19 protein-coding genes are annotated in these 19,853 nt (G+C 44.9%); 16 read left to right on the plus strand and 3 right to left on the minus strand.

Annotated features, from left to right (window positions below):
- Positions 1–26 precede the first annotated feature (26 nt).
- The 14 genes from VC178_RS07550 (at position 27) to VC178_RS07615 (ending at position 15,053) form a co-directional block, all read left to right on the plus strand.
- Positions 27–1,046, plus strand: a complete 1,020-nt coding sequence (locus VC178_RS07550) for an amidohydrolase family protein (RefSeq protein WP_323482100.1) — start codon at positions 27–29, stop codon at positions 1,044–1,046.
- An 8-nt stretch (positions 1,047–1,054) separates the two neighbouring features.
- Complete coding sequence (locus tag VC178_RS07555; protein ID WP_323482101.1) at positions 1,055–1,735, plus strand: RraA family protein; 681 nt, start codon at positions 1,055–1,057, stop codon at positions 1,733–1,735.
- A gap of 1 nt (position 1,736) precedes the next feature.
- On the plus strand, positions 1,737–2,720 hold the full coding sequence (locus VC178_RS07560; RefSeq protein WP_323482102.1) for a tripartite tricarboxylate transporter substrate binding protein: 984 nt from the start codon (positions 1,737–1,739) through the stop codon (positions 2,718–2,720).
- Positions 2,721–2,802: 82 nt separating this feature from the next.
- Positions 2,803–3,663 (plus strand): helix-turn-helix domain-containing protein, encoded by an 861-nt coding sequence (locus VC178_RS07565; RefSeq protein ID WP_215318147.1) that lies wholly within the window; start codon positions 2,803–2,805, stop codon positions 3,661–3,663.
- A gap of 126 nt (positions 3,664–3,789) precedes the next feature.
- Positions 3,790–6,774 carry a xanthine dehydrogenase family protein molybdopterin-binding subunit gene (locus VC178_RS07570; protein ID WP_251372005.1) on the plus strand — a complete coding sequence of 995 codons (2,985 nt, stop codon included), beginning with the start codon at positions 3,790–3,792 and terminating at the stop codon, positions 6,772–6,774.
- The gene (locus tag VC178_RS07575) at positions 6,771–7,610 is read left to right on the plus strand and encodes an FAD binding domain-containing protein (RefSeq protein ID WP_323482103.1); all 840 of its coding nucleotides are present in this window, start codon (positions 6,771–6,773) and stop codon (positions 7,608–7,610) included. The genes VC178_RS07570 and VC178_RS07575 overlap by 4 nt, the downstream gene beginning before the upstream one ends.
- Complete coding sequence (locus VC178_RS07580; protein WP_416350544.1) at positions 7,607–8,101, plus strand: (2Fe-2S)-binding protein; 495 nt, start codon at positions 7,607–7,609, stop codon at positions 8,099–8,101. Before VC178_RS07575 ends, VC178_RS07580 begins: the two co-directional genes overlap by 4 nt.
- Positions 8,094–9,629, plus strand: a complete 1,536-nt coding sequence (locus VC178_RS07585; protein WP_323482104.1) for an AMP-binding protein — start codon at positions 8,094–8,096, stop codon at positions 9,627–9,629. Before VC178_RS07580 ends, VC178_RS07585 begins: the two co-directional genes overlap by 8 nt.
- Positions 9,630–9,650: 21 nt before the next feature.
- Positions 9,651–10,460: an enoyl-CoA hydratase/isomerase family protein gene (locus VC178_RS07590; protein ID WP_215318136.1), complete on the plus strand. Its 810-nt coding sequence runs from the start codon at positions 9,651–9,653 to the stop codon at positions 10,458–10,460.
- A gap of 18 nt (positions 10,461–10,478) precedes the next feature.
- Positions 10,479–11,663 carry an ABC transporter substrate-binding protein gene (locus tag VC178_RS07595; RefSeq protein WP_251372004.1) on the plus strand — a complete coding sequence of 395 codons (1,185 nt, stop codon included), beginning with the start codon at positions 10,479–10,481 and terminating at the stop codon, positions 11,661–11,663.
- Between the two features lie 83 nt (positions 11,664–11,746).
- Positions 11,747–12,631: a branched-chain amino acid ABC transporter permease gene (locus tag VC178_RS07600; RefSeq protein WP_215320870.1), complete on the plus strand. Its 885-nt coding sequence runs from the start codon at positions 11,747–11,749 to the stop codon at positions 12,629–12,631.
- Positions 12,624–13,598 (plus strand): branched-chain amino acid ABC transporter permease, encoded by a 975-nt coding sequence (locus VC178_RS07605; protein WP_323482105.1) that lies wholly within the window; start codon positions 12,624–12,626, stop codon positions 13,596–13,598. The genes VC178_RS07600 and VC178_RS07605 overlap by 8 nt, the downstream gene beginning before the upstream one ends.
- On the plus strand, positions 13,591–14,346 hold the full coding sequence (locus VC178_RS07610) for an ABC transporter ATP-binding protein (RefSeq protein WP_215318128.1): 756 nt from the start codon (positions 13,591–13,593) through the stop codon (positions 14,344–14,346). Before VC178_RS07605 ends, VC178_RS07610 begins: the two co-directional genes overlap by 8 nt.
- Positions 14,343–15,053, plus strand: coding sequence for an ABC transporter ATP-binding protein (locus VC178_RS07615; protein ID WP_215318127.1), 711 nt, complete (start codon positions 14,343–14,345; stop codon positions 15,051–15,053). Before VC178_RS07610 ends, VC178_RS07615 begins: the two co-directional genes overlap by 4 nt.
- A gap of 38 nt (positions 15,054–15,091) precedes the next feature.
- On the opposite strand, the gene VC178_RS07620 is transcribed toward VC178_RS07615, so the two are convergent.
- The gene (locus VC178_RS07620; protein WP_215318125.1) at positions 15,092–15,646 is read right to left on the minus strand and encodes a phasin family protein; all 555 of its coding nucleotides are present in this window, start codon (positions 15,644–15,646) and stop codon (positions 15,092–15,094) included.
- 208 nt (positions 15,647–15,854) lie between these two features.
- On the opposite strand from VC178_RS07620, the gene VC178_RS07625 reads away from it, so the two are divergent.
- Together VC178_RS07625 and VC178_RS07630 are read left to right on the plus strand one after the other, a co-directional pair.
- Positions 15,855–16,742: a DMT family transporter gene (locus VC178_RS07625; RefSeq protein ID WP_215318123.1), complete on the plus strand. Its 888-nt coding sequence runs from the start codon at positions 15,855–15,857 to the stop codon at positions 16,740–16,742.
- Positions 16,743–16,826: 84 nt separating this feature from the next.
- Positions 16,827–17,873 (plus strand): serine hydrolase, encoded by a 1,047-nt coding sequence (locus tag VC178_RS07630; protein WP_323482106.1) that lies wholly within the window; start codon positions 16,827–16,829, stop codon positions 17,871–17,873.
- Positions 17,874–17,883: 10 nt separating this feature from the next.
- Here VC178_RS07630 and VC178_RS07635 read toward each other — a convergent pair whose 3' ends face one another.
- Both VC178_RS07635 and VC178_RS07640 read right to left on the minus strand, forming a co-directional pair.
- Positions 17,884–18,708 carry an IclR family transcriptional regulator gene (locus tag VC178_RS07635; RefSeq protein ID WP_216176585.1) on the minus strand — a complete coding sequence of 275 codons (825 nt, stop codon included), beginning with the start codon at positions 18,706–18,708 and terminating at the stop codon, positions 17,884–17,886.
- Positions 18,709–18,818: 110 nt separating this feature from the next.
- Positions 18,819–19,853 carry a quinone-dependent dihydroorotate dehydrogenase gene (locus VC178_RS07640; RefSeq protein WP_323482107.1) on the minus strand — a complete coding sequence of 345 codons (1,035 nt, stop codon included), beginning with the start codon at positions 19,851–19,853 and terminating at the stop codon, positions 18,819–18,821.

Consider the following 19,853-nt stretch of genomic DNA (forward strand, 5'->3'; position numbering starts at 1 on the left):
CGTTACTCTACAAAGGGAAGCAATAAATGATTATTGATTGTCATGGCCACTACACTACGGCACCAAAAGCATTAAAGGCTTGGCGAGATGCCCAAGTCGCTAATTTAAGTACACCGCATTTGGGTCCCAAGGTATCTGATTTAAAAATAAGTGATGATGAAATTCGGGAGTCTATCGAAGAAAATCAACTCGCTCGAATGCGAGAGCGGGGCATTGATGTCACGATCTTCTCACCCCAAGCGAGCTTTATGACTCACCATATTGGTGACTTTAATACCTCGGCAACATGGGCAGCCCTTTGCAATGAACTTTGTTATCGAGTGACGCAGCTTTTCCCGAAGCACTTTGTAGGTGCCGCAATGTTGCCGCAGTCGCCAGGAGTGGATATCAGTACTTGCTTGCCGGAGATGCGCAAGTGCGTTAATGAATATGGATTTGTGGGTATTAATCTCAACCCCGATCCTTCTGGTGGTCATTGGCGAGATCCGCCCTTAAGTCACCCCTATTGGCATCCAATCTATCAAGAAATGATTGCCTTAGATGTACCAGCAATGATTCATGTCAGCACCAGTTGTAACGATTGCTTTCATACCACTGGTGCACATTACTTGAATGCTGATACAACCGCTTTTATGCAATGCCTGACTTCAGATTTGTTTGCACAGTTTCCGCAGTTGCGTTTCTTAATTCCCCATGGAGGTGGCGCGGTTCCCTATCATTGGGGACGCTTTCGAGGGCTGGCGAAAGATATGGATATCCCTGACATCAATCAAAAACTGCTAAATAATATTTATTTTGATACTTGTGTGTATCACCAGCCAGGGATCAACCTTCTGACTGAAGTCATCCCAGTCAAAAATATTCTATTTGCATCCGAAACATTTGGAGCCGTGAAAGATATTGATCCAGATACCGGATTTTATTTTGACGATACCCGTCGTTACCTCAATGCGGTTGATGGCTTGAGCAATCAAGAGAAGGAAATGATTTTTGAAGGTAATGCACGTCAGGTATTTTCCAGAATCAATAACAGAATTTCAAAATAAGTGAGGATATGATGACATCCGAGGAGTTTGATCGACTATACAGGGGACGGCTAGAAAAATTAGCAACCTCAAATTTAAGTGATGCAATGGATAAGTTGGGAATTGCAGCTGCGGTAATTGGCATTGTTCCTCAATGGGGTAAGACCAAAGTAATCGGTAGGGCAATTACGATCCGTATGATTTCTGCAGGTGCTGCACAAAGTAAGGCGCATCTCGGGGTTGATGCCATCTTTTCGGCATCGCCTGGGGATGTCATTGTGATTGACAACCGTGGGGATCTAAACAACAACTGCTGGGGTGAGATTCTCTCAATGGGAGCGCTGCAAAAAAAGATCTCTGGTGTAGTAGTTGATGGCGCAGTCCGTGATGTCGATACGTGTGAAGAATTTGGCTTTCCGGTTCATGCCCGAGGTACAGTTCCGATTACTGCCCGAGGTCGCATTGTTCAAGAGGCTTGGAATATCCCCATTAGAGTTGGAAACATATCTGTTTTACCTGGTGACGTGATTGTGGCGGATGTTAATGGCCTCGTAGCAATCCCTGCAGCTAAGCTCAATACTGTATTAGATGAGGCGGATGCTATTGCTATGAAAGAGTTGGCAATGGTCGAAGCACTAAGATCAGGGCAGTCGATTATTGAAGTTGATCAGCAATTTAATTATGAGCAGATGTTAAAAAGTGAGACTTGATATGAACACTATATATATTGCTAAAAGAAACTTAATACAAATTGTTGGCTTGATCTGCTTTGGATTCAGTGCCCCTTTAACCTATGCCCAGTATCCATGCCCTGTGATCAAAATCATTTCTCCTTATCCGCCAGGAGGAGCCAGTGACGTTCTCGCAAGAATGTTAGTTCCTGGACTATCTAAACAATTAAACGTCAGTGTGATTGTGGAAAATAAAACTGGTGCTAGCGGCAACATTGGCACTGAGTTTGTGAGTAGTGCTACTGGCGATGGCTGTACTTTATTACTGGGAAACAGCACGGGTGTTGTCATTAATCGGAATTTATATAAACTGCGTAATGACCCGATTGTGAGTTTAAGACCTGTAGCCGAGGTAGCTGCCGTGCCTATGGTTTTGTATGTCAATTCTTCTGTGTCTGCTAATTCAGTTTCTGAGCTGATTGCTTTGATTAAAAAGGAACCGGGTAAATACAGCTTTGCATCTCCTGGTAGCGGGAGTACTCACCATCTCTTAGGTGAGTTGCTTAAGCTTGAGCAAAAGCTGGATATGACGCACATTCCCTATAGAGGATCCGGACCGGCCATTGCCGACGTCTTGGCTGGACAGGTGCCAATGGCATTTGAGTCAACGGGAGCCATGGTTCCTCATCTTAATAGTGGCAAGGTTAGGGCGCTTGCAACGACTGGAGCGGTCAGGGCGAAAAACTTACCAGACGTACCTACAATGAAGGAGCTTGGGTACCCTAAATTTGTTGTTGAGAATTGGTACGGCATCTTTGTCCCAGCAAAAACGCCAACTCCCTTAGTCAATACCCTGAATAAAGAAATCAATAAAGTATTAGCTTCAGCGGAGGTGGCGGAAAGCCTTTCTAAAATGGGCTCTTTAAACGGTGAGCAATCTCCCGAGCAATTTGCCGCATTCATTAAGAAGGAAATTCCTTACTGGGAGCTTCTGGTTAAGCAGTCTGGGGCTACTGCTGAATAAAGATCCTTTAAATCTAGTTCTTTTGCGCTGCAATAAAATTGGGCTCTCTCTGAATATCCTGGTCTGTGAGATGATTTGAAACATGTCTAAGGTAATTCGACTTCTTCACGGTGAGTTTGGTCGCGTGGCGCTTCTGGAAATGGATGCGCCTCTGGTAACCCATGCACATCATCATTGCCATATTTTGTGCAAAGTGGGCGGTCCAGATACTGCTTTTCAGGTGAGGGGAAAAAATTGTCCTCTAACTGACAATAACGCAGTATTAATTAATGCCTGGGAAGAGCATTCCTATCTCCATCTCCCAGTGGGTGGAAGTAATCCGGTTCTGTTGGCCCTTTATCTGGAGCCAAAGTGGTTGGCCTCCTTTAGTAAAAAATTCTTGGCAAGTAGTCACCCTCGTTTTTTTATGAGTAACCTTTCTACATTGGGCGCACATCAAAAACAAGCTTTAGAGAAGATTTCCATGGAGTTGTGGTGGTCAGATCAAATCACCCATGACCAGCTTGAATCTATGTTGCTAGAGTTAACGTTAAGCTTTATGGAGAACGCCGATGTGATTACTTCTGGGGATTTACGTAATACTGGTAATACCCTGGCCTTTATGGATCCTCGCATTCGTAAGGCGATTCACCTCATGCGAACGTCCCCGCAAGGCTTTACCGATATTTCAACCGTTGCCCAGAGCGTTAATCTATCAAGATCACATTTTTTCGAGCTGTTTCGGCGTTGTACTGGCTTGTCACCAGTAGTATTTGCCAATGTACTGAGAATGGAATTCGCATTTGATGCTCTTGCAGATAAGGATGAGAGCTTGATTCACATTGGCGATGAATTGGGATTTTCTGCTCAAGGCCATTTCACTCGTTTCTTTAAGCAGCATCAAGGGGTTACTCCAAGCCTCTATCGTCAGCAGGTTGAAAAGGCGCCAAAACTGGACTCCTAGGGTTTACCTGATGTACAAAATCAGACTCTAAGGTAAGTCGTAGGACTCTCGGGTAAGCATTCTATTCAAGGGCTTATTAAGCTTCCTTCAGCTTTTGTTGCTTCATATTTTGCTGAAAAGAAACCCTTGGAACAAACAACACATTATTTAGGAAAAGCCAGCCAGCGTGTAGAAGATTCTGCATTGCTAACTGGAGGTGGCCGCTTTCTCGATGACCTTCCTTTGCCGGTCGGTACGTTGTACGCAGCTATCGTGCGATCTCCAATTGCACATGGAAAGATCTTATCTATTGATGTATCTCCTGCGTTGAAGATTAAGGGGGTGCGTGGAGTTTTGACTATTGATGATGTGCAAGCATGGTCTAACCCTTTAGTGGTTGCTGTCAAATCGCCAATGCGCCTATGGGTTTTAGCTCATGAGTTTGTGCGCTATGTGGGTGAACCAATTGCAATCGTCATTGCAGAATCTAGAGCCCTTGCAGAAGACGGCGCTGAAGGAGTTGTCCTCAATATCCAGCCACTACCAGCAGTAGTTAATGTAGATGAGGCTCTCAAAAGTGACTCCGTCATTTTGCATAAAGATATTGTAAATAATTGCGTCTCAGATCGTTCATTTTCATATGGCGATCCGGATAGCGCTTTTCAGGCTGCATCAAAAGTTATTGAGGTTGATATTCGTTACCCTCGCAACTCTTGCACTCCACTAGAGACTGGTGGTGTGGTGGCTCAGTGGCGTCCAGCAGATGGAAGTTATGAGGTAACTTCAAATTTTATGGGACCCTTTTCACTCCACGTAGTGATGGCAGCCGCTCTGAAGGTGCCGGGAACAAAATTGCGCCATCATGTCCCCCCTGATTCGGGTGGAAGTTTCGGCGTCAAACAATCAGTCCTTCCATACGTCATTCTTTGCTGCCTAGCATCTCGCAAGGTAGGTGCTCCAGTGAAGTTTATTGAAGATCGACTCGAACATTTGCAGGCTGCCACCTCAGCAACATCAAGGCATACTCATCTGCGAGCCGCTGTAGATGCTAATGGAAAAATATTAGCCTTAGATTATGACCAGATTGAGGATTGTGGTGCTTATCTACGCGCTCCAGAGCCTGCAACGCTTTATCGTATGCACGGCTGTGTAACTGGCCCATATCAGATTAGCAATTTAAAAATTCGTAATCGCGTAGTGCTAATTAATAAGACGCCAACTGGATTGGTTCGTGGTTTTGGTGGCCCGCAAGTATATTTTGCGCTTGAACGTTTAGTACATAAGATTGCAAAGCAGTTGGGCAAAACTCATCAAGAAATCGCTTCATTAAATTATGTGCAAAAAGATCAATTTCCATATCGAGCAGCAGCCGGTGCGCTATTGGATTCCGGAGATTATCAAAAAGCTCTCGACACTCTTCAAGCTTCGCCAGAATTCAAAAGGCTTCTAAGTCGCAGGGAACAGGCTCGCAAAGAAGGGCGTATGTATGGTATTGGCATTGCGTCTATCGTAGAGCCATCGGTATCCAATATGGGGTACATCACTACAGTGTTAACGCCTGAGCAGAGAGTAAAGGCAGGACCAAAAAATGGTGCCATTACTTCAGCAACAGTGAGTGTAGATCCTTCTGGAAGTATCTCCGCTAATATTGCTTCTGCACCTGCTGGGCAGGGCCATCAAACGGTCATAGCCCAATTACTGGCTGATGTATTTGGAGTCTCTCCATCCCAAATCCAAGTCAATGTTGATTTTGATACTGCAAAAGATGCCTGGTCTATTGCAGCTGGTAATTATTCGAGCCGGTTTGCTGGGGCAGTTGCGGGAACCGTTTTTTTGGCGGCAGAAAAACTGAAAGTACGGATTGCGGCTTACGCTGCACACGTTCTCAAGGTCAAGCCTGATCAATTGATATTTGCCAATGGCCATATCTCAGTCATTGGTCGAGAAAATGATGCAATTCCATTTACCAGAATCTGTGGGAATTTTCATTGGTCTCCTGGCTTAGTTCAGGAGGCACTTGGTAAAGATGTTTTACTAGCACTTCAAGAAACTGAGTTCTGGAGTGCTGATGTATTGCAGGCGCCTGATGAACATGATCGCATTAATACATCTGCTGCCTATGGATTTGCTTTGGATGCTTGTGGCATTGAGATCGATCCGATTAGTTGCTCACCTAAAATTGATGGATATATTTCAGTTCATGATGCTGGAAAAATTCTCAATCCAGCGCTCGCAGACGGCCAAGTTTATGGGGCATTTGCGCAGGCTGTTGGGGCAGCCCTTTTAGAAGAGTTTGTCTACAGCAGTGATGGTAATTTCTTATCAGGTACATTTGCAGACTATCGTTTGCCTACTGCGAGTGATATTGTTGCCCCAAAAATTTACCACCAAGAATCGCCTAGTCCGTTTACACCACTAGGATCTAAGGGAATCGGCGAGGGAAATAGCATGAGTACCCCAGTTTGCATAGCCAATGCAATCTCAGATGCTTTAGATATTGAAGATATCGTATTGCCTGCAACTCCTAGTCGCATCCATGCGCTTCTGGTATCAAAGGGTGATCTTCCACAAGATAGGATTGTCCTCAGAACCTCTTCCTTAGAAGCGAACTCTGATTACCCGCTAAAGGCTCAAGGTGAGGTAAAGCTGAATGTTGCACCAGATGAAATATTTAATGTCTTGCTGAACCGTACTCGTTTGCAAAAGGTGATACCAGGTTGCGAGTCCATTACTGAATCGGCTATTGCCGATGGTATACGTTTTGACTGTATTGCCGTGGTTCGAATTGGGGTGGCGAAAGCAAAATTTAATGCCCTTGTAGATATAACTAATATCAAAAAGCCTACCAGTTTTTCGCTTGGCGGAGAGGGTCGGGGTCCACTAGGGATGGCACTCGGTATGGGTCAGGTTGTACTGAGCAGTGAAGCTGGAATGACAATATTGAAGTATGACTACCAAGCGCAGGTTTCAGGTAAGTTAGCGGCTATTGGAAGCCGCCTACTGGAGGGGGCAATTCGCTTGGTGTTAGATCAGCTATTCCGAGCACTTGCAAAAGAAGCGGGCGCTAAACCGGAGAGATTTTTGTCATACGTACAAAATTTCTTCAGAAGTTTATTTGGAGTTCGTAAATGAAGCCGGCTCCTTTTCAAATGCACTTTGCGCAATCACAGGATGAAGTTCTCAAGCTTCTAGATCTGCACGGAGAGGACGCTCGGATTCTAGCTGGTGGACAAACCTTAGTGCCAGTATTGGCAATGCGAGTTGCCAATCCAAAGCATCTAATTGACATCAATCAAATTGAAGAGTTTAAGCGTTATCACGTTATTAATGGAGCTCTTCATGTGGGTGCTGGTGTGAGACAGTCAGAGCTAGAAGATTGGGGCGATCTTTCAGAGGTGCAGCCCTTATTGAAAATGATGTTTCCATGGATTGCACACACTCCGATCCGTAATCGTGGGACTATTTGTGGATCGATAGCTCATGCCGATCCTAGCGCTGAATTGGTATTGGCTCTAGCCACCCTGGGTGGTTCGGTCCATCTAGCAAGTAAGCAAAGAAAGCGAACCGTAAAAGCAAATGATTTTTTCTTGGGCGCTCTTCAGACGAATCGCCATTCTGATGAATTGATTACATCAGTTCAGTTTCCAATCAAGACCAATAGGGTTGGCTATGGATTCTCTGAGTTTGGCTATCGTCATGGGGACTTTGCCGTTGTAGCCGTAGCCTCGATCAAAGAGGGAAGTCATTGGACTGTAGGATTTGGTGGCATAGATGACATGGTTAAGGTTCATCGTTTTTCTGCTGATTCATTAGATGATGCATGCCAGGCAATCGATCAACTTGCTTCGACTCTTGAGGTTAGGGAGGATCCAACTGCAACGTCGGGTTTGCGCCGACATCTCATGAGGACTTTAGGTAGAAGTTCATGTCAACAAGCTTTTGAATTTAGAAATGATGTGATGGTATGAAAGATCATTTAATCAAATTAACCTTAAATGGAATGACTCGTGAGGCTAGCTGTGACTCACGGACGACATTATTAGATTTCATTCGCCATGACCTTGGGGCTACAGGGACACATTCAGGATGTGAGCACGGAGTCTGTGGCGCCTGTACCGTGGAGGTGAATGGTCAAATTGTGCGCTCTTGCCTCATGTTTGCATGCCAAGCAGAGGGTACAACCATTAAAACAGTTGAAGGTATTGCCAATAACGAGGGCATGTCTGATTTGCAAATTGCCTTTAGAAAGCATCATGCATTGCAGTGTGGCTTTTGTACTCCAGGATTTTTGATGTCTGCAGAAGATTTGCTAAGGAAAAATCCGCGTCCAACGGAGCAGGAGGTACGCGAAGGCTTGTCCGGTAATTTATGCCGTTGTACTGGATACGTGGGAATTGTTGAAGCTGTTTTAGAGGTTGCATCATTCAGGGCGCAAGCAAATGGAGGTCAGCATGCTTGATCTAGGTAGAACATTTTTACAGGCAGTTGAGCGCGAGCCATCCAGGCTAGCAATAGTTGATGGTCAAAAGCGATATTCATATCGGGAATGGTCTCACCACATTGGCGCAATCCAACAGTTTTTTTATGAGCGGGGCTTAAGTCGAGGTGATCGAATTCTGACGATTTTGCAAAATCGCTATGAGGCAGCAACCATTCATTGGGCATGTCAAATGGCAGGAATAGCTATAGTCCCCTTGAACTGGAGATCGAAGTCTGAGGAGATTGATTATTGTGCTCAAAATGCTGATGTTAAGTTAGCATTTGTAGAAGAGATATCGCTAGAAAACTATCTAGAGTCTGAGACTAGCAAAGCAGTCCCAGTAATCTTATGTTCTGATCATAGTGCATCTTCACGCCATATTTATTTTGATCAGATTGTTCGTGCAGAAACAGATCCTCATGCAAATGGGCATACCGAAGATATTTCGGTCATGCTATATACATCCGGCACTACCGGTAAGCCCAAAGGCGTTCCCAGAAAGCAACGTGCAGAGCGGGCTGCAGGTATAGCCCACGTAGCACAAAACCAATACGCGATGGGCGAAGTAACTCTTGGTGTAATGCCGCTTTATCACACGATGGGAGTGCGCACCTTACTCTCATTATGTATTGTGAATGGAACCTATGTTGCTGTCCCACGTTGGGAAGTCGATAAGGCATTGGATTTTATTGAGTCTGAAGGGGTAACGCACCTATACTTAGTTCCGACGCTTTATCACGATATGTTGCAGTCTAAAAACTTTCATTCAAATCGAGTAAGGTCAGTTAGAAAGCTAGGATTCGCAGGAGCACCGATGCACGATGCGCTTTTATTAAAACTGAATGAATCCTTCAGGCCCTTATTATTTGTGAATCATTATGGTTCTAGTGAAATTTACACCTACACCATCAACCAGGATGCAGTAAAAAAACCAGGCTGTGCTGGCAAGGCAGGTCTAAACGCTCGCATCAGAGTAGTGAAATTAGATCAGGGCTCACAACAAACTAAGCCAACAGAGTTGGTCGTTTCTGGGGAGGAGGGTCAAATCATTTGCGACCTTTCTGGAGATGAAGCATTCGAGGGTTATTGGAAGCGTCCAGATGCTGATCAAAAGACGATCCGCGAGGGCTGGTACTTTACTGGTGATACTGGTTACTACGATGTTGATGGCGATTTATTTGTTACCGGTCGCGTCGATGACATGATTATTTCTGGCGGGGAAAATATTTCCCCCGTTGAGATTGAATCTATTTTATCGCTGCATCCATCAGTTGGAGAGGTCGCTGTAGCTGGCCTAAAAGATGAGCGTCTTGGACAAAAAGTAGTGGCATTTATCAGAGCCTCTGGTTCGGTAGATTCAGATGCATTGGATCAATATTGCCGTGGCTCGGATTTAATCAACTTCAAACGTCCACGTGAATATGTTTTTGTAAAAGAGATTCCCAAGTCGCCAGTGGGAAAAGTATTGCGACGAATGTTAGTCGCTGGTGAATATGAAAGAGCGTAATTTTTTAACTAGAAAGACTGTATGGCAACTATTTTGAAGCATCCTTTTAGTAATATTCTAGATAACTTAGATGGTTTCTATGTGGAGATTGATGAGGCTCATCAAAGGGCTGATATTGTTCTCAAGAGACCGCCGTTTAACGTCATTCAAATGCCCCAACGAGATCAGCTACGGGCTACATTTGAAGCGCTTGACTCGGATAATCGTGTTCGCATTATCGTATTGCGAGCGGAAGGCGAGCATTTTTCTAGTGGTGGAGACATTAAGGGCTTTCTTGAGGCGACACCTGAACATGTTTCTAAATTAGCCTGGAATATTGCTGCGCCGGCTCGATGTACAAAACCAGTCATTGCTGCAAATCATGGTTATTGTTTTGGCGTCGGCTTTGAACTATCGCTTGCATGTGACTTCCGGATCGCTGCCGAATCTACTTTGTATGCTTTACCAGAGCAGAAATTAGGCCAAATTCCTGGTTCGGGTGGTTCTGCGCGCTTGCAAAAAATGGTCGGCATTACAAGAACTAAGGATATCGTTATGCGTTCTAGGCGCATCAAAGGACAACAAGCATATGAATGGGGCGTAGCTACAGAGTGTGTTCCAGATGCAGAACTCCCAAATGCAGTTGCCAATCTAGTGGAGGAATTACGGGCATTTTCTCCGATGGCACAAAGAACAGCAAAGAAGATGCTCAATGAAACTGAAGATTGTTTATTAACTACTGCAATCGAAGTTGAGGGCCATTGTTATAGCCGTCTACGTAATTCAGAAGATTTTAAAGAAGGGGTTGAAGCTTTTCATGGAAAGCGCCAGCCTAATTTTGTTGGGCGTTAATTTTTACAGGAGAGGTAAATGATGAAAAATCAATTTAAAACAAAGCAAATCGCTATTGCAGTCGCATTGAGTCTGGGCAGTTCTTTAGCTTTAGCTCAGTCTGGCCCTATTAAGATTGGGGTAGTCACGCCTTTGTCGGGAACTTATACGCCAATTGGTGAGCAGGTCAAGATGGGATTGGATTTAGCCGCCAAAGAAATTAATGCTGCAGGTGGTATTAATGGACGTAAGATTGATCTTATTTATGAAGACGAGGAAGCGAATCCAGCAGTTGCGACCCAAAAAGCAGAGAAGCTTTTTCAGGTAGAAAAGGTTGAGTTTCTAACGGGAACGGTTAATTCAGGATCAACTTTGGCAGTTGGACAGTTAGCCGAGCGAAATAATAAGCTGATAGCTACTACTGTTTCATTTGCTGATTCTATTACTGGTGATAAGTGCTCACCAAATGTATTTCGTGTGAATGCTCGTGCAGGTATGCAATCTGCTGCTTTGGCTGCATGGGTCGATAAAGAGATTCCAAAAGCTAATATTTTCTTCATTGGCCCTGACTATGAAATGGGACGTAGCACGGTTTCCGCCTTTAAAAAGGCTTCTACTGAAAAAGGTGCTAAAGATGTTGGCGAAGTGTTTGCCCCATTGGATAATAAGGACTACTCACCTTATTTTGGCCAAGTAAGATCTGCAAAGCCCAATGTGATTTATACCTCAGTAGCTGGCAATGACACTGTTCGCTTATTTACTCAGATGGATGAGTATGGAGTTAACAAGGGCGTGACGATTGTGGGCGCATCAGGTACTGTTACCTCACAAAATATGGGCGCCATTGGTAAGTCTGCAAATGGATTTGTAACCGGCGTTGGTTATTCCCCTAAATTAGATAATCCAGCAAATAAAAAGTTTGTAGCAGATTTCCAAAAGGCCTATAACAAGCTCCCAGATCTTTATGGTGCAGATTCCTATGGCCTCTTATATTTCTATAAGACTGCTGTAGAGAAGGCCAAGTCTACTGAGACCGATAAAGTGCGGGCGGCAATGAACGATCTCAGTTGGCAGACCCCTCAAGGTACAAAAAAGATGCGTGCGGGCGATCATCAGGCTATGCAGGATATGTTTGCAGTACGCGTAGAAAATGGTGAGTTCAATATCGTTGGACGTGTTCCCTCTGATCAGGCTATTGGCCCTGATGTTTGTACACGTTTTTAATGAATCAACGAATAACCCTGCACCCTTAAAAGGGGTGCAGGGTTGTAATGAATTCTGATTTTAATTTAAGGAATGCTTTTCTCATGTTAGAAAGCTTGCAATATATTTATGCGCCTCAGATAGTCAATGGACTGTCAATTGGTGTCGCTGTGATCTTGATGGCTTTGGGTTTGACGATTATTTTCGGCTTACTCGATGTCATTAATATGTCCCATGGTGAGTTTTATGCAGCTGGCGCATTTATCAGCGTAAGTCTGATGGCAATCGGTGTTTCATTTTGGCTATGTTTAGTAATCGTCCCGATACTCTTGGTGCCTATTGGTTTTGCCATGGAAAGACTGCTGATTCAAAAAGTATTTCATTACAAAGATCGCCACATTCTGACCCTACTGCTGACGTTTGGCGTCGCTATGGTTCTGGAGGATGGATACAAGATCATTTGGGGGGCAAACCCGATCAAGCCTAGTGCGCCAATATCAGGTGCAAGCGAATTATTGGGGGTGATGTTTCCAAACTATCGTCTATTTTTGATGGCATTTGGGGCGGTGCTTATTTTCTCCGTTTGGATGCTCATCTATAAAACTCAGATAGGTGCAATCGTGAGGGCAGCCGCCTATGACAAGGATATGAGCTCATCATTAGGTATACCTGTTATGCGAGTTTATGCACTGACATTTGCATTCGGAGTTGCTCTAGCAGGCTTGGCAGGTGTATTGCTTGCCCCAATTTACTCGGTATTTCCGACAATGGGCCGAGATTTCATCTTGTTGGCATTCAGTGTTGTGATTGTTGGTGGGCTTGGTAGTATTAAAGGTGCTGTGATTGCCGGTCTTTTGCTGACCCAATTGCAATCGCTTTCTTCCCTGTTTATATCACCTGTTTGGTCTGACCCATTGGTATTTACGGTGATGGTTTTGGTTTTAATGTTTAAGCCAAGTGGTTTATACGGAGGCATGAAAAATGCTTAATCCGCAAGTAAGGGCAATTCGTTGCATTGAGTGGCTTTTACTAACCTCATCCCTCATTTTGTTTGTAGTTGGCACCCTGTTAGGCGATACTTTTTTTCTCAGATTGGCAACAGAAGCATTAATTTTTGGTGGATTAGCAATGTCTGTGGACCTCTTGCTTGGAATCGTTGGATTGTTATCGCTTGGTCAAGCTCTCTATTTTGGTTTTGGCGCTTATTTATCTGCATTGGTTCTGAAAGAAATTTCTCCATCTTTCTCATTGGCAATTTGCGTTGTGATTTTGTGCTCTACTTTACTTGGGTGGATTGCTAGTTTCATTGCATTAAGGTCTAAGGGAGTCTACTTCGCCTTAATTACTTTTGGACTAGCTCAGGTAGCAGCCAAAGTGGTCTACAACACTCGAAGCCTTGGGGCCTCAGACGGCATGATGGGAGTGCCCATTTTAAGTATTTGGACTCCATTTGGATCTCTGGATGCCGCTGATCCAGGAACATTTTTTGTGATTACCTTTCTGACCATTGGCGCCCTCTATGTGATCTTGAAGTATTTCTTAACAACGCCAATGGGATCTCTTTGGCACGCTATTCATTCGAACGAGGATCGTTTGGCATACGTCGGTTATGAATCGAAAGGTCCAAAACAAGTTGCCTTTGTGTTGGCTACGGTGGTTGCTGCAGTCTCTGGTGCACTTTATCCAATGCTGAGGGGCTTCGTTTCTCCCGAATTGATGTTCTTTAGTGTTTCCGGAAATGCTGTAGTGACGGTTGTTCTGGGGGGTGTCGGTACTTTAATTGGCCCAATCATGGGCAGTGTTCTGCTCACTTCATTTAAGTCCGTTATCGGTACTTGGACTGCACATCATCACATCGTGATCGGATTCATCTTTGTTGTCATTGTGATTGCGGCACCCAAGGGGCTAGCCGGTCTATTCACAAAATATTTTGGCAAAAGGGGGTCTGATGAATAAGTCTGAAGCTATTCTTAAAGCCAACAATTTAAGTAAACGATTTGGAGGTCTTGTTGCTGTTGATAACATCAGTTTTGAAGTGGTGCCTTTTGGGGTTACTTCAATCATTGGCCCAAATGGTGCTGGTAAGAGCACCTTATTTAATCTGCTCAGTGGTACTTTTAGGCCAGATTCTGGCTCAGTACTTCTGAATGATCAAAACGTGACTGGCATGAATCCAGAAGAGAGATTATTTTCAGGCATGGCCAGATCTTTTCAGATCACCAATCTCTTTTTTGATCTCACAGTTATAGATAATCTACGCCTTGCTAGCCAAACATTGCATCCGCGATCCTATTTATATTTACCTTTGAGTAAATGCGAGCTTGCATTGGCAAGGGCCGATGAGTTGTTAGTAGAGTTTGGTTTACTAGATTCCCGTAATCAATTGGCGGGAGCTCTCTCGCATGGTCAACAAAGACGATTAGAAATTGCGGTAACGCTCGCTACTAGACCGAAACTGTTGCTATTAGATGAGCCTACTCAAGGGATGTCTCAAGGGGATACCCAAGAAACAGCTGAGCTTATCAAGCAATTGGGATCAAAAATTACCGTCCTCTTAATTGAACATGATGTTGATTTGGTGATGGATTTATCGAAGACGGTAATTGTGATGGCACAGGGGAAAAAATTAGCAGAAGGGAGCCCTCAGGAGGTTCGCTCTAATCCGCTTGTACAAGCCGCATACTTTGGTGAGGAGACAGCATGATTCTAAAAATGCATGATGTTCATGTCAGTCTTGGGTTGTCGCATGTCTTACAAGGAGTCAATCTTTCTATTCAACCCGGAGAGACTGTGGGCCTATTCGGAAGAAATGGCGTCGGTAAGACTACGATAGTGAAGACCATCGCTGGGTGGTATAAGCCTACATTGGGCGAGATCTACTTCGAAAATCAATCTATCAACAGTCTTCCGCCCAACGAAATTACTCGACTTGGTATTGGCTTGGTTCCTGAGGATCGTAGGATATTTCCTGGTTTAAGTGTGGAGGGTAATCTGCAGCTTGGACTCATGCAAGTTCCACCATCTGAACGACAGAAAGCTGAAGAGCGACTTGAATTAGTTTTAAAAAGATTTCCGCGATTAGGGGAGAGGCGATCTCAACCTGGGAATACTTTATCTGGTGGTGAGCAACAAATGCTAGCAATGGGAAGGGTACTAGTGGGTAATCCCAAATTATTACTGATTGATGAACCAACAGAGGGGCTGGCACCCATGATTGTTACTGAAATCTTTAGATTGATGGAGGAACTCAAAGCCCAAGGAGTTGCCATTCTGTTGATTGAGCAAAATATTCATAAGGCTATTCACTTGTGCAATAGACACTATGTTGTCGAGCGAGGAAAAGTAGTTTTGGAAGGTAATTCCCAGAAACCTGAAGATCGAGCAGAGTTGATGAAGCGTGTTAGTGTCTGATAAATTAAGAGGGCGTATTACAAGAGTGCAAACAGTAATTATTTTTTCTTCGATGTCTTACCAGCAGAGCTTACAGTTTTTGTTACGGTATCGGCAGCAGTATTGAGATTCGCTTGTGCAACATCAACAGCATGCTTTACCGCTTTATGACTAGTTTCAAAAACCTGATTTGCAGAAGCAATGGCTTGTTTGATTGTTTGAACGGCAGCATCAGAACCTGCGGGTGTATTTTTAGCCCACTCTTCAACTAAAGCATCCATTCTCTTTTGGCCAGCAGAAAATTCTTTTTCCGCAGACTTGGTGAAGTTATCTTGAGTTTCATGAGCTAACTTATATAAATGGTGACTATAAGAAATAATTTTTTCTGCGATCGGCTGAACGGTTTCAGCTTGATGGGCAAGCAGTTGCTGAATATCTTTTACTTCTAATGCTTTCTTGGCATTGTTCACGCTATCACTCAAGCTTTGTTTAGCAATGGCTAAATTGAGCTCAACTAATTTCTCGATACTTTGGAGGGCTTGATTTGTGAGGCCAGTCAAGGTTTCTAAATTGGCTTTTTGTGCCGCTGCGATTTGTTCTGGCGTTAAGTTCATCTTTGCCTCTTTCTTTGGGTGCACTCTTACTACTATGATCTTGCTGACCTGAAGGGTCAATAGCTGATTTTTGCTTAATTAAATGGCTTAAATAGTGAAAAGCATCATAACCCAAGGATTTAGCTTCCTTGAGAACCGCTGATGGCTTTTAGAAAAAGCCTAAAATCGTGGATTAGACAAAAATCTCAATATTTTCAGTAAGTTATCCATGAAGCTTGGTTTAGACAACGTCATTGCACCCATTTTTGTATTAATTTGGAGTACGGGGTTTGTGATTGCACGTTTGGCTATGCCTTATGTAGAGCCTGCCACCTTCCTATTTTGGCGCTTTGTGGGTGTGATTGCCGCAATGGCTGCTTTGAGCCTTGTGTGGCGCATCTCTTGGCCTAGCTGGTCGCAAATCAAGCATATCGCTATCGCAGGAATACTTTTACAGTTCGGCTATCTATTAGGCGTCTGGTTTGCAGTCCGCCTTGGAATGACTGCAGGTTTGGCGGCAATCATCGTTGGTCTGCAACCGATTTTGACCGCCTGGTTTGCTGCTTGGATTTCGGAGACGGTGACGCCACGCCAATGGATTGGTCTCTGCTTTGGTTTTGCAGGCGTTGCCTTGGTCGTGGCTGAAAAGATTGGCTTTGCCCATATCCCTTTGGCTAGCTATCTGCTAGCGTTTACAGCATTACTCTCGATCACCTTTGGAACTCTTTATCAGAAAAAATACTGCCCAGTATTTGATCTTCGCGCTGGGTCTTCTATTCAGTTTGGTGTTTCAGCCGTGCTATGTTTCTTTTGTATGTATTTCTTTGAAACAGGCGTCATGGTTTGGAATGCCTCTGTAGTGGGCGCTTTGTTATGGGCCATTTTTCCTGTATCGATTGGCTCCATTAGCTTGTTATTCATGATGATCCGTAAAGGGGCGGCAACCAAAGTCACGAGTTTGCTCTATCTAACCCCCCCGACAACTGCATTGATGGCGTGGCTCTTGTTTGATGAGCCATTCACACTCCTGATGGCTCTGGGCCTCTGTTTGACAATGACTGGCGTAGTGCTGGTGAATCAGCGTCAGGCGAACACGGTAGCGACTATTGCAGAGTAGGGGCTCAAGAGGGGTAGATTGGGGGGTTAACCAAGATGGGGCGCAGAAATCCGACTCCCTTTTAGAAATTAATTATCATTCCGTATGTTGAAAGTTTTGGAAGGTATTTTTGGGATGCATTTAAATCGTTTTTGGCTCTTTGTCTTAACCTTGATTTTCGGTTATGGGGCACTTGGTGTTGCGCCAGCTATTGCCGCCAGTAAAGACAAAGAAAAGCAAACTCAAGCCCAAACTAAAACTACTAAAGTGGTGGTGAAGTCTCCTAAGAGGCCTAAGACTGTTCGCGTTACTGTGACGCGTTCTACTGCACCAGCAGTTGCTGGGCCCCCATCACTGGCTACCGCGCTAGGTTTGCGTGGTCAGCATGATGATCTCAGCCTGAAGTCCAGCGTAGCTATGGTAGTCAATCAAGATACCAAAGAGGTCTACTTCGAAAAGAATCCTACCGTGAGCTTGCCAATTGCATCCATCACGAAGTTGATGACCGCCATGGTGGTACTCGACTCCAAGTTGCCTCTTGATGAAACCCTGGTGATTAATGCAGATGATGTGCATATCTATCGCACTTCACGTCTAGCTGCAGGCACCGTTTTGACACGTCAAGAAGCCTTGTTGTTAGCGTTGATGTCCTCTGAAAACCGCGCTGCCTATACCTTGGGTAGAAATTACCCAGGCGGTATCACAGCCTTTGTAGATGCCATGAATCGGAAGTCTAGAGAGCTGGGCATGGAGCATTCTTATTTTGCCGATCCCACAGGCTTGCTTAGTGAGAACGTTGCGACTGCTGAAGATTTAACTCGCATGCTCAATGCAGCATATCAATATAAGTTAATTCGTGAATATTCCACTTGGCCAGATTTAACCATGGTGATCGCAAAGCGCCCCCAAAAGTTCTTAAATACGAATCGACTAGTGCGTTCTGGCGACATGGATATTGGTTTGCAAAAAACAGGTTTCATTAATGCCGCTGGAAAATGTTTAGTGATGCAAGCGCGTGTGAACAACACCCCGCTATTATTGGTGTTCCTGGATTCTGTAGGAACACAATCCCGTTTTGCTGATGCAGTGCGTGTGCGTGACTGGTATGAGCGCATGCCTTCTGGCACGCAACCCATTCGTCGCTTAATGTAAGTTGAGTTGACTAGGCAGATGAGCCTGGCTCGGCAGACTTAGGCTTAAAGCCCATGCCCTTGGAGATTTGTAGAGCAGTGTCTTGTAATGATCTGAGCCAATCTGCTTGAATACGATCGGTTGGGGCGCTGAGTGATAAACCGGCAACCAATTTACCAGTGTCATCCAGAATGGCGGCAGCAAGACAGCTCACGCCAAGCTCTAATTCTTCATCATCCCTTGCGCTGCCCACTCTGCGAACGTGATTGAGTTCGGACTCGAGTTTAGCTAAATCCGTGATGCTGTTGCGAGTGTGACCTGAGAGACCAGTGCGAGTGACGTAGGCCCGTACTTGATTGGCGTCATCACTGGCTAGGAATAGTTTGCCAACTGAGGTGAGATGGAGAGGGGCGCGTCCACCAATGGCACGAACCACCTGCATGCCTGAACGCTCGCTGTAGGCGCGATCAATATAAACAATCTCATCGCCTTGGCGAACTGAGAGATTGACTGTTTCGCCAGTGAGTTTGTGTAGCGTGCGCATCGGTACTTGAGCGGCTTCACGAACCGATAATCTTGCTTTCACCAGATTACCCAGCTCCAAGAGCTTTAAGCCAAGGCGATAGGTGCCACCATCGCCACGCTCAACCAATCGGCAGGCAACCATGTCATTTAAGATGCGGTGGGCTGTGGAGGGGTGTAAGCCCGTTTCCGCAGCCAAGTTTTTAAGGCTGCTAGATTCTTCATGAACCGCTAGGGCATCGAGCAAATTCATCATGCGCTCCACCACCTGGATCGCTGTTTTAGCAACTTCCCCGGTATTTTTAGAGGTTTTGATAGTTTTGCTTGTGCTCATAGGAATGATTGTAGCGATTTCATGCCATATTGCATATTATGAAATGAGATTATATGAAGGATCAAGGCGATAACCCCTATATCGGGTAACCATCATTCATCTAAGACTGCTTAGTGGTTTCTTAAAGCTTTAGCGCACTCATTGACAAGGTCCGGGCCACGATAAATCAAGCCGCTATAGACCTGAACCAAACTAGCCCCAGCCGCTATCTTTTCCTTAGCATCGGCACCACTCAAAATGCCGCCAACACCAATAATGGGCACATGATTACCCAGTCTTGCCTTGAGTGCTTTGATGACGATGTTGGATGCCGTGCGAACTGGCGCACCGGATAAGCCACCGATTTCTTGACCATGCTCCATTCCTTGCACAGCATCGCGAGCAATGGTGGTGTTGGTAGCAATAACGGCATCTATACCAAACTCCATTAAGAGGTCAGCAATGAGATTGATATCGCCATGATCCAGATCGGGTGCGATTTTCAAAAAGAGTGGCTTACGCACACCAAAGCGATCACTCAAGCGCTTGCGAGCCTCATCCAGGCTGCCAAGTAAGGTGCGTAACATTTCTTCGCCTTGCAGGGCACGCAGATTTTGCGTGTTTGGCGAAGAGATATTCACGGTGATGTAGGTAGCAATTTCATAAACGGCATCCATCGCTAATACGTAGTCGCTAGCTGCATCTTCAATCGGTGTAATGGCATTCTTGCCAATGTTCAAACCTAAAACGCCACCGCTTTGCCAAAAGCGTGAGCGACGAACTCTTGCTACGCAAGCCTCAACACCATCATTGTTAAAGCCCATACGATTAATAATGGCCTGAGCTTGCGTCAAGCGAAACATGCGCGGTTTTGGATTTCCTGGCTGAGGGCGGGGAGTCACTGTGCCGATCTCCAGAAAACCAAAACCTAGGGCAGCGAGTGCATCAATATGCTTGCCATCTTTATCTAAGCCTGCAGCAAGTCCCACTGGATTGGGAAAGGTAATACCGCACAATGTACGTGGATCTGCAAGCGGTTGAGTCAGAAACTTTTCTAGCAGACCCCAGCGTTGAGCACGGTCTAAATTCATCAGCGTGAGATTGTGGGCTTGTTCTGGGTCAAGGCAAAAGAGCCAGGGGCGCAAGAATGAATAGCGATCGATCAT

This window comes from Polynucleobacter sp. AP-Sanab-80-C2 (genome assembly GCF_035012965.1).
In the GTDB taxonomy this organism is placed as follows: domain Bacteria; phylum Pseudomonadota; class Gammaproteobacteria; order Burkholderiales; family Burkholderiaceae; genus Polynucleobacter.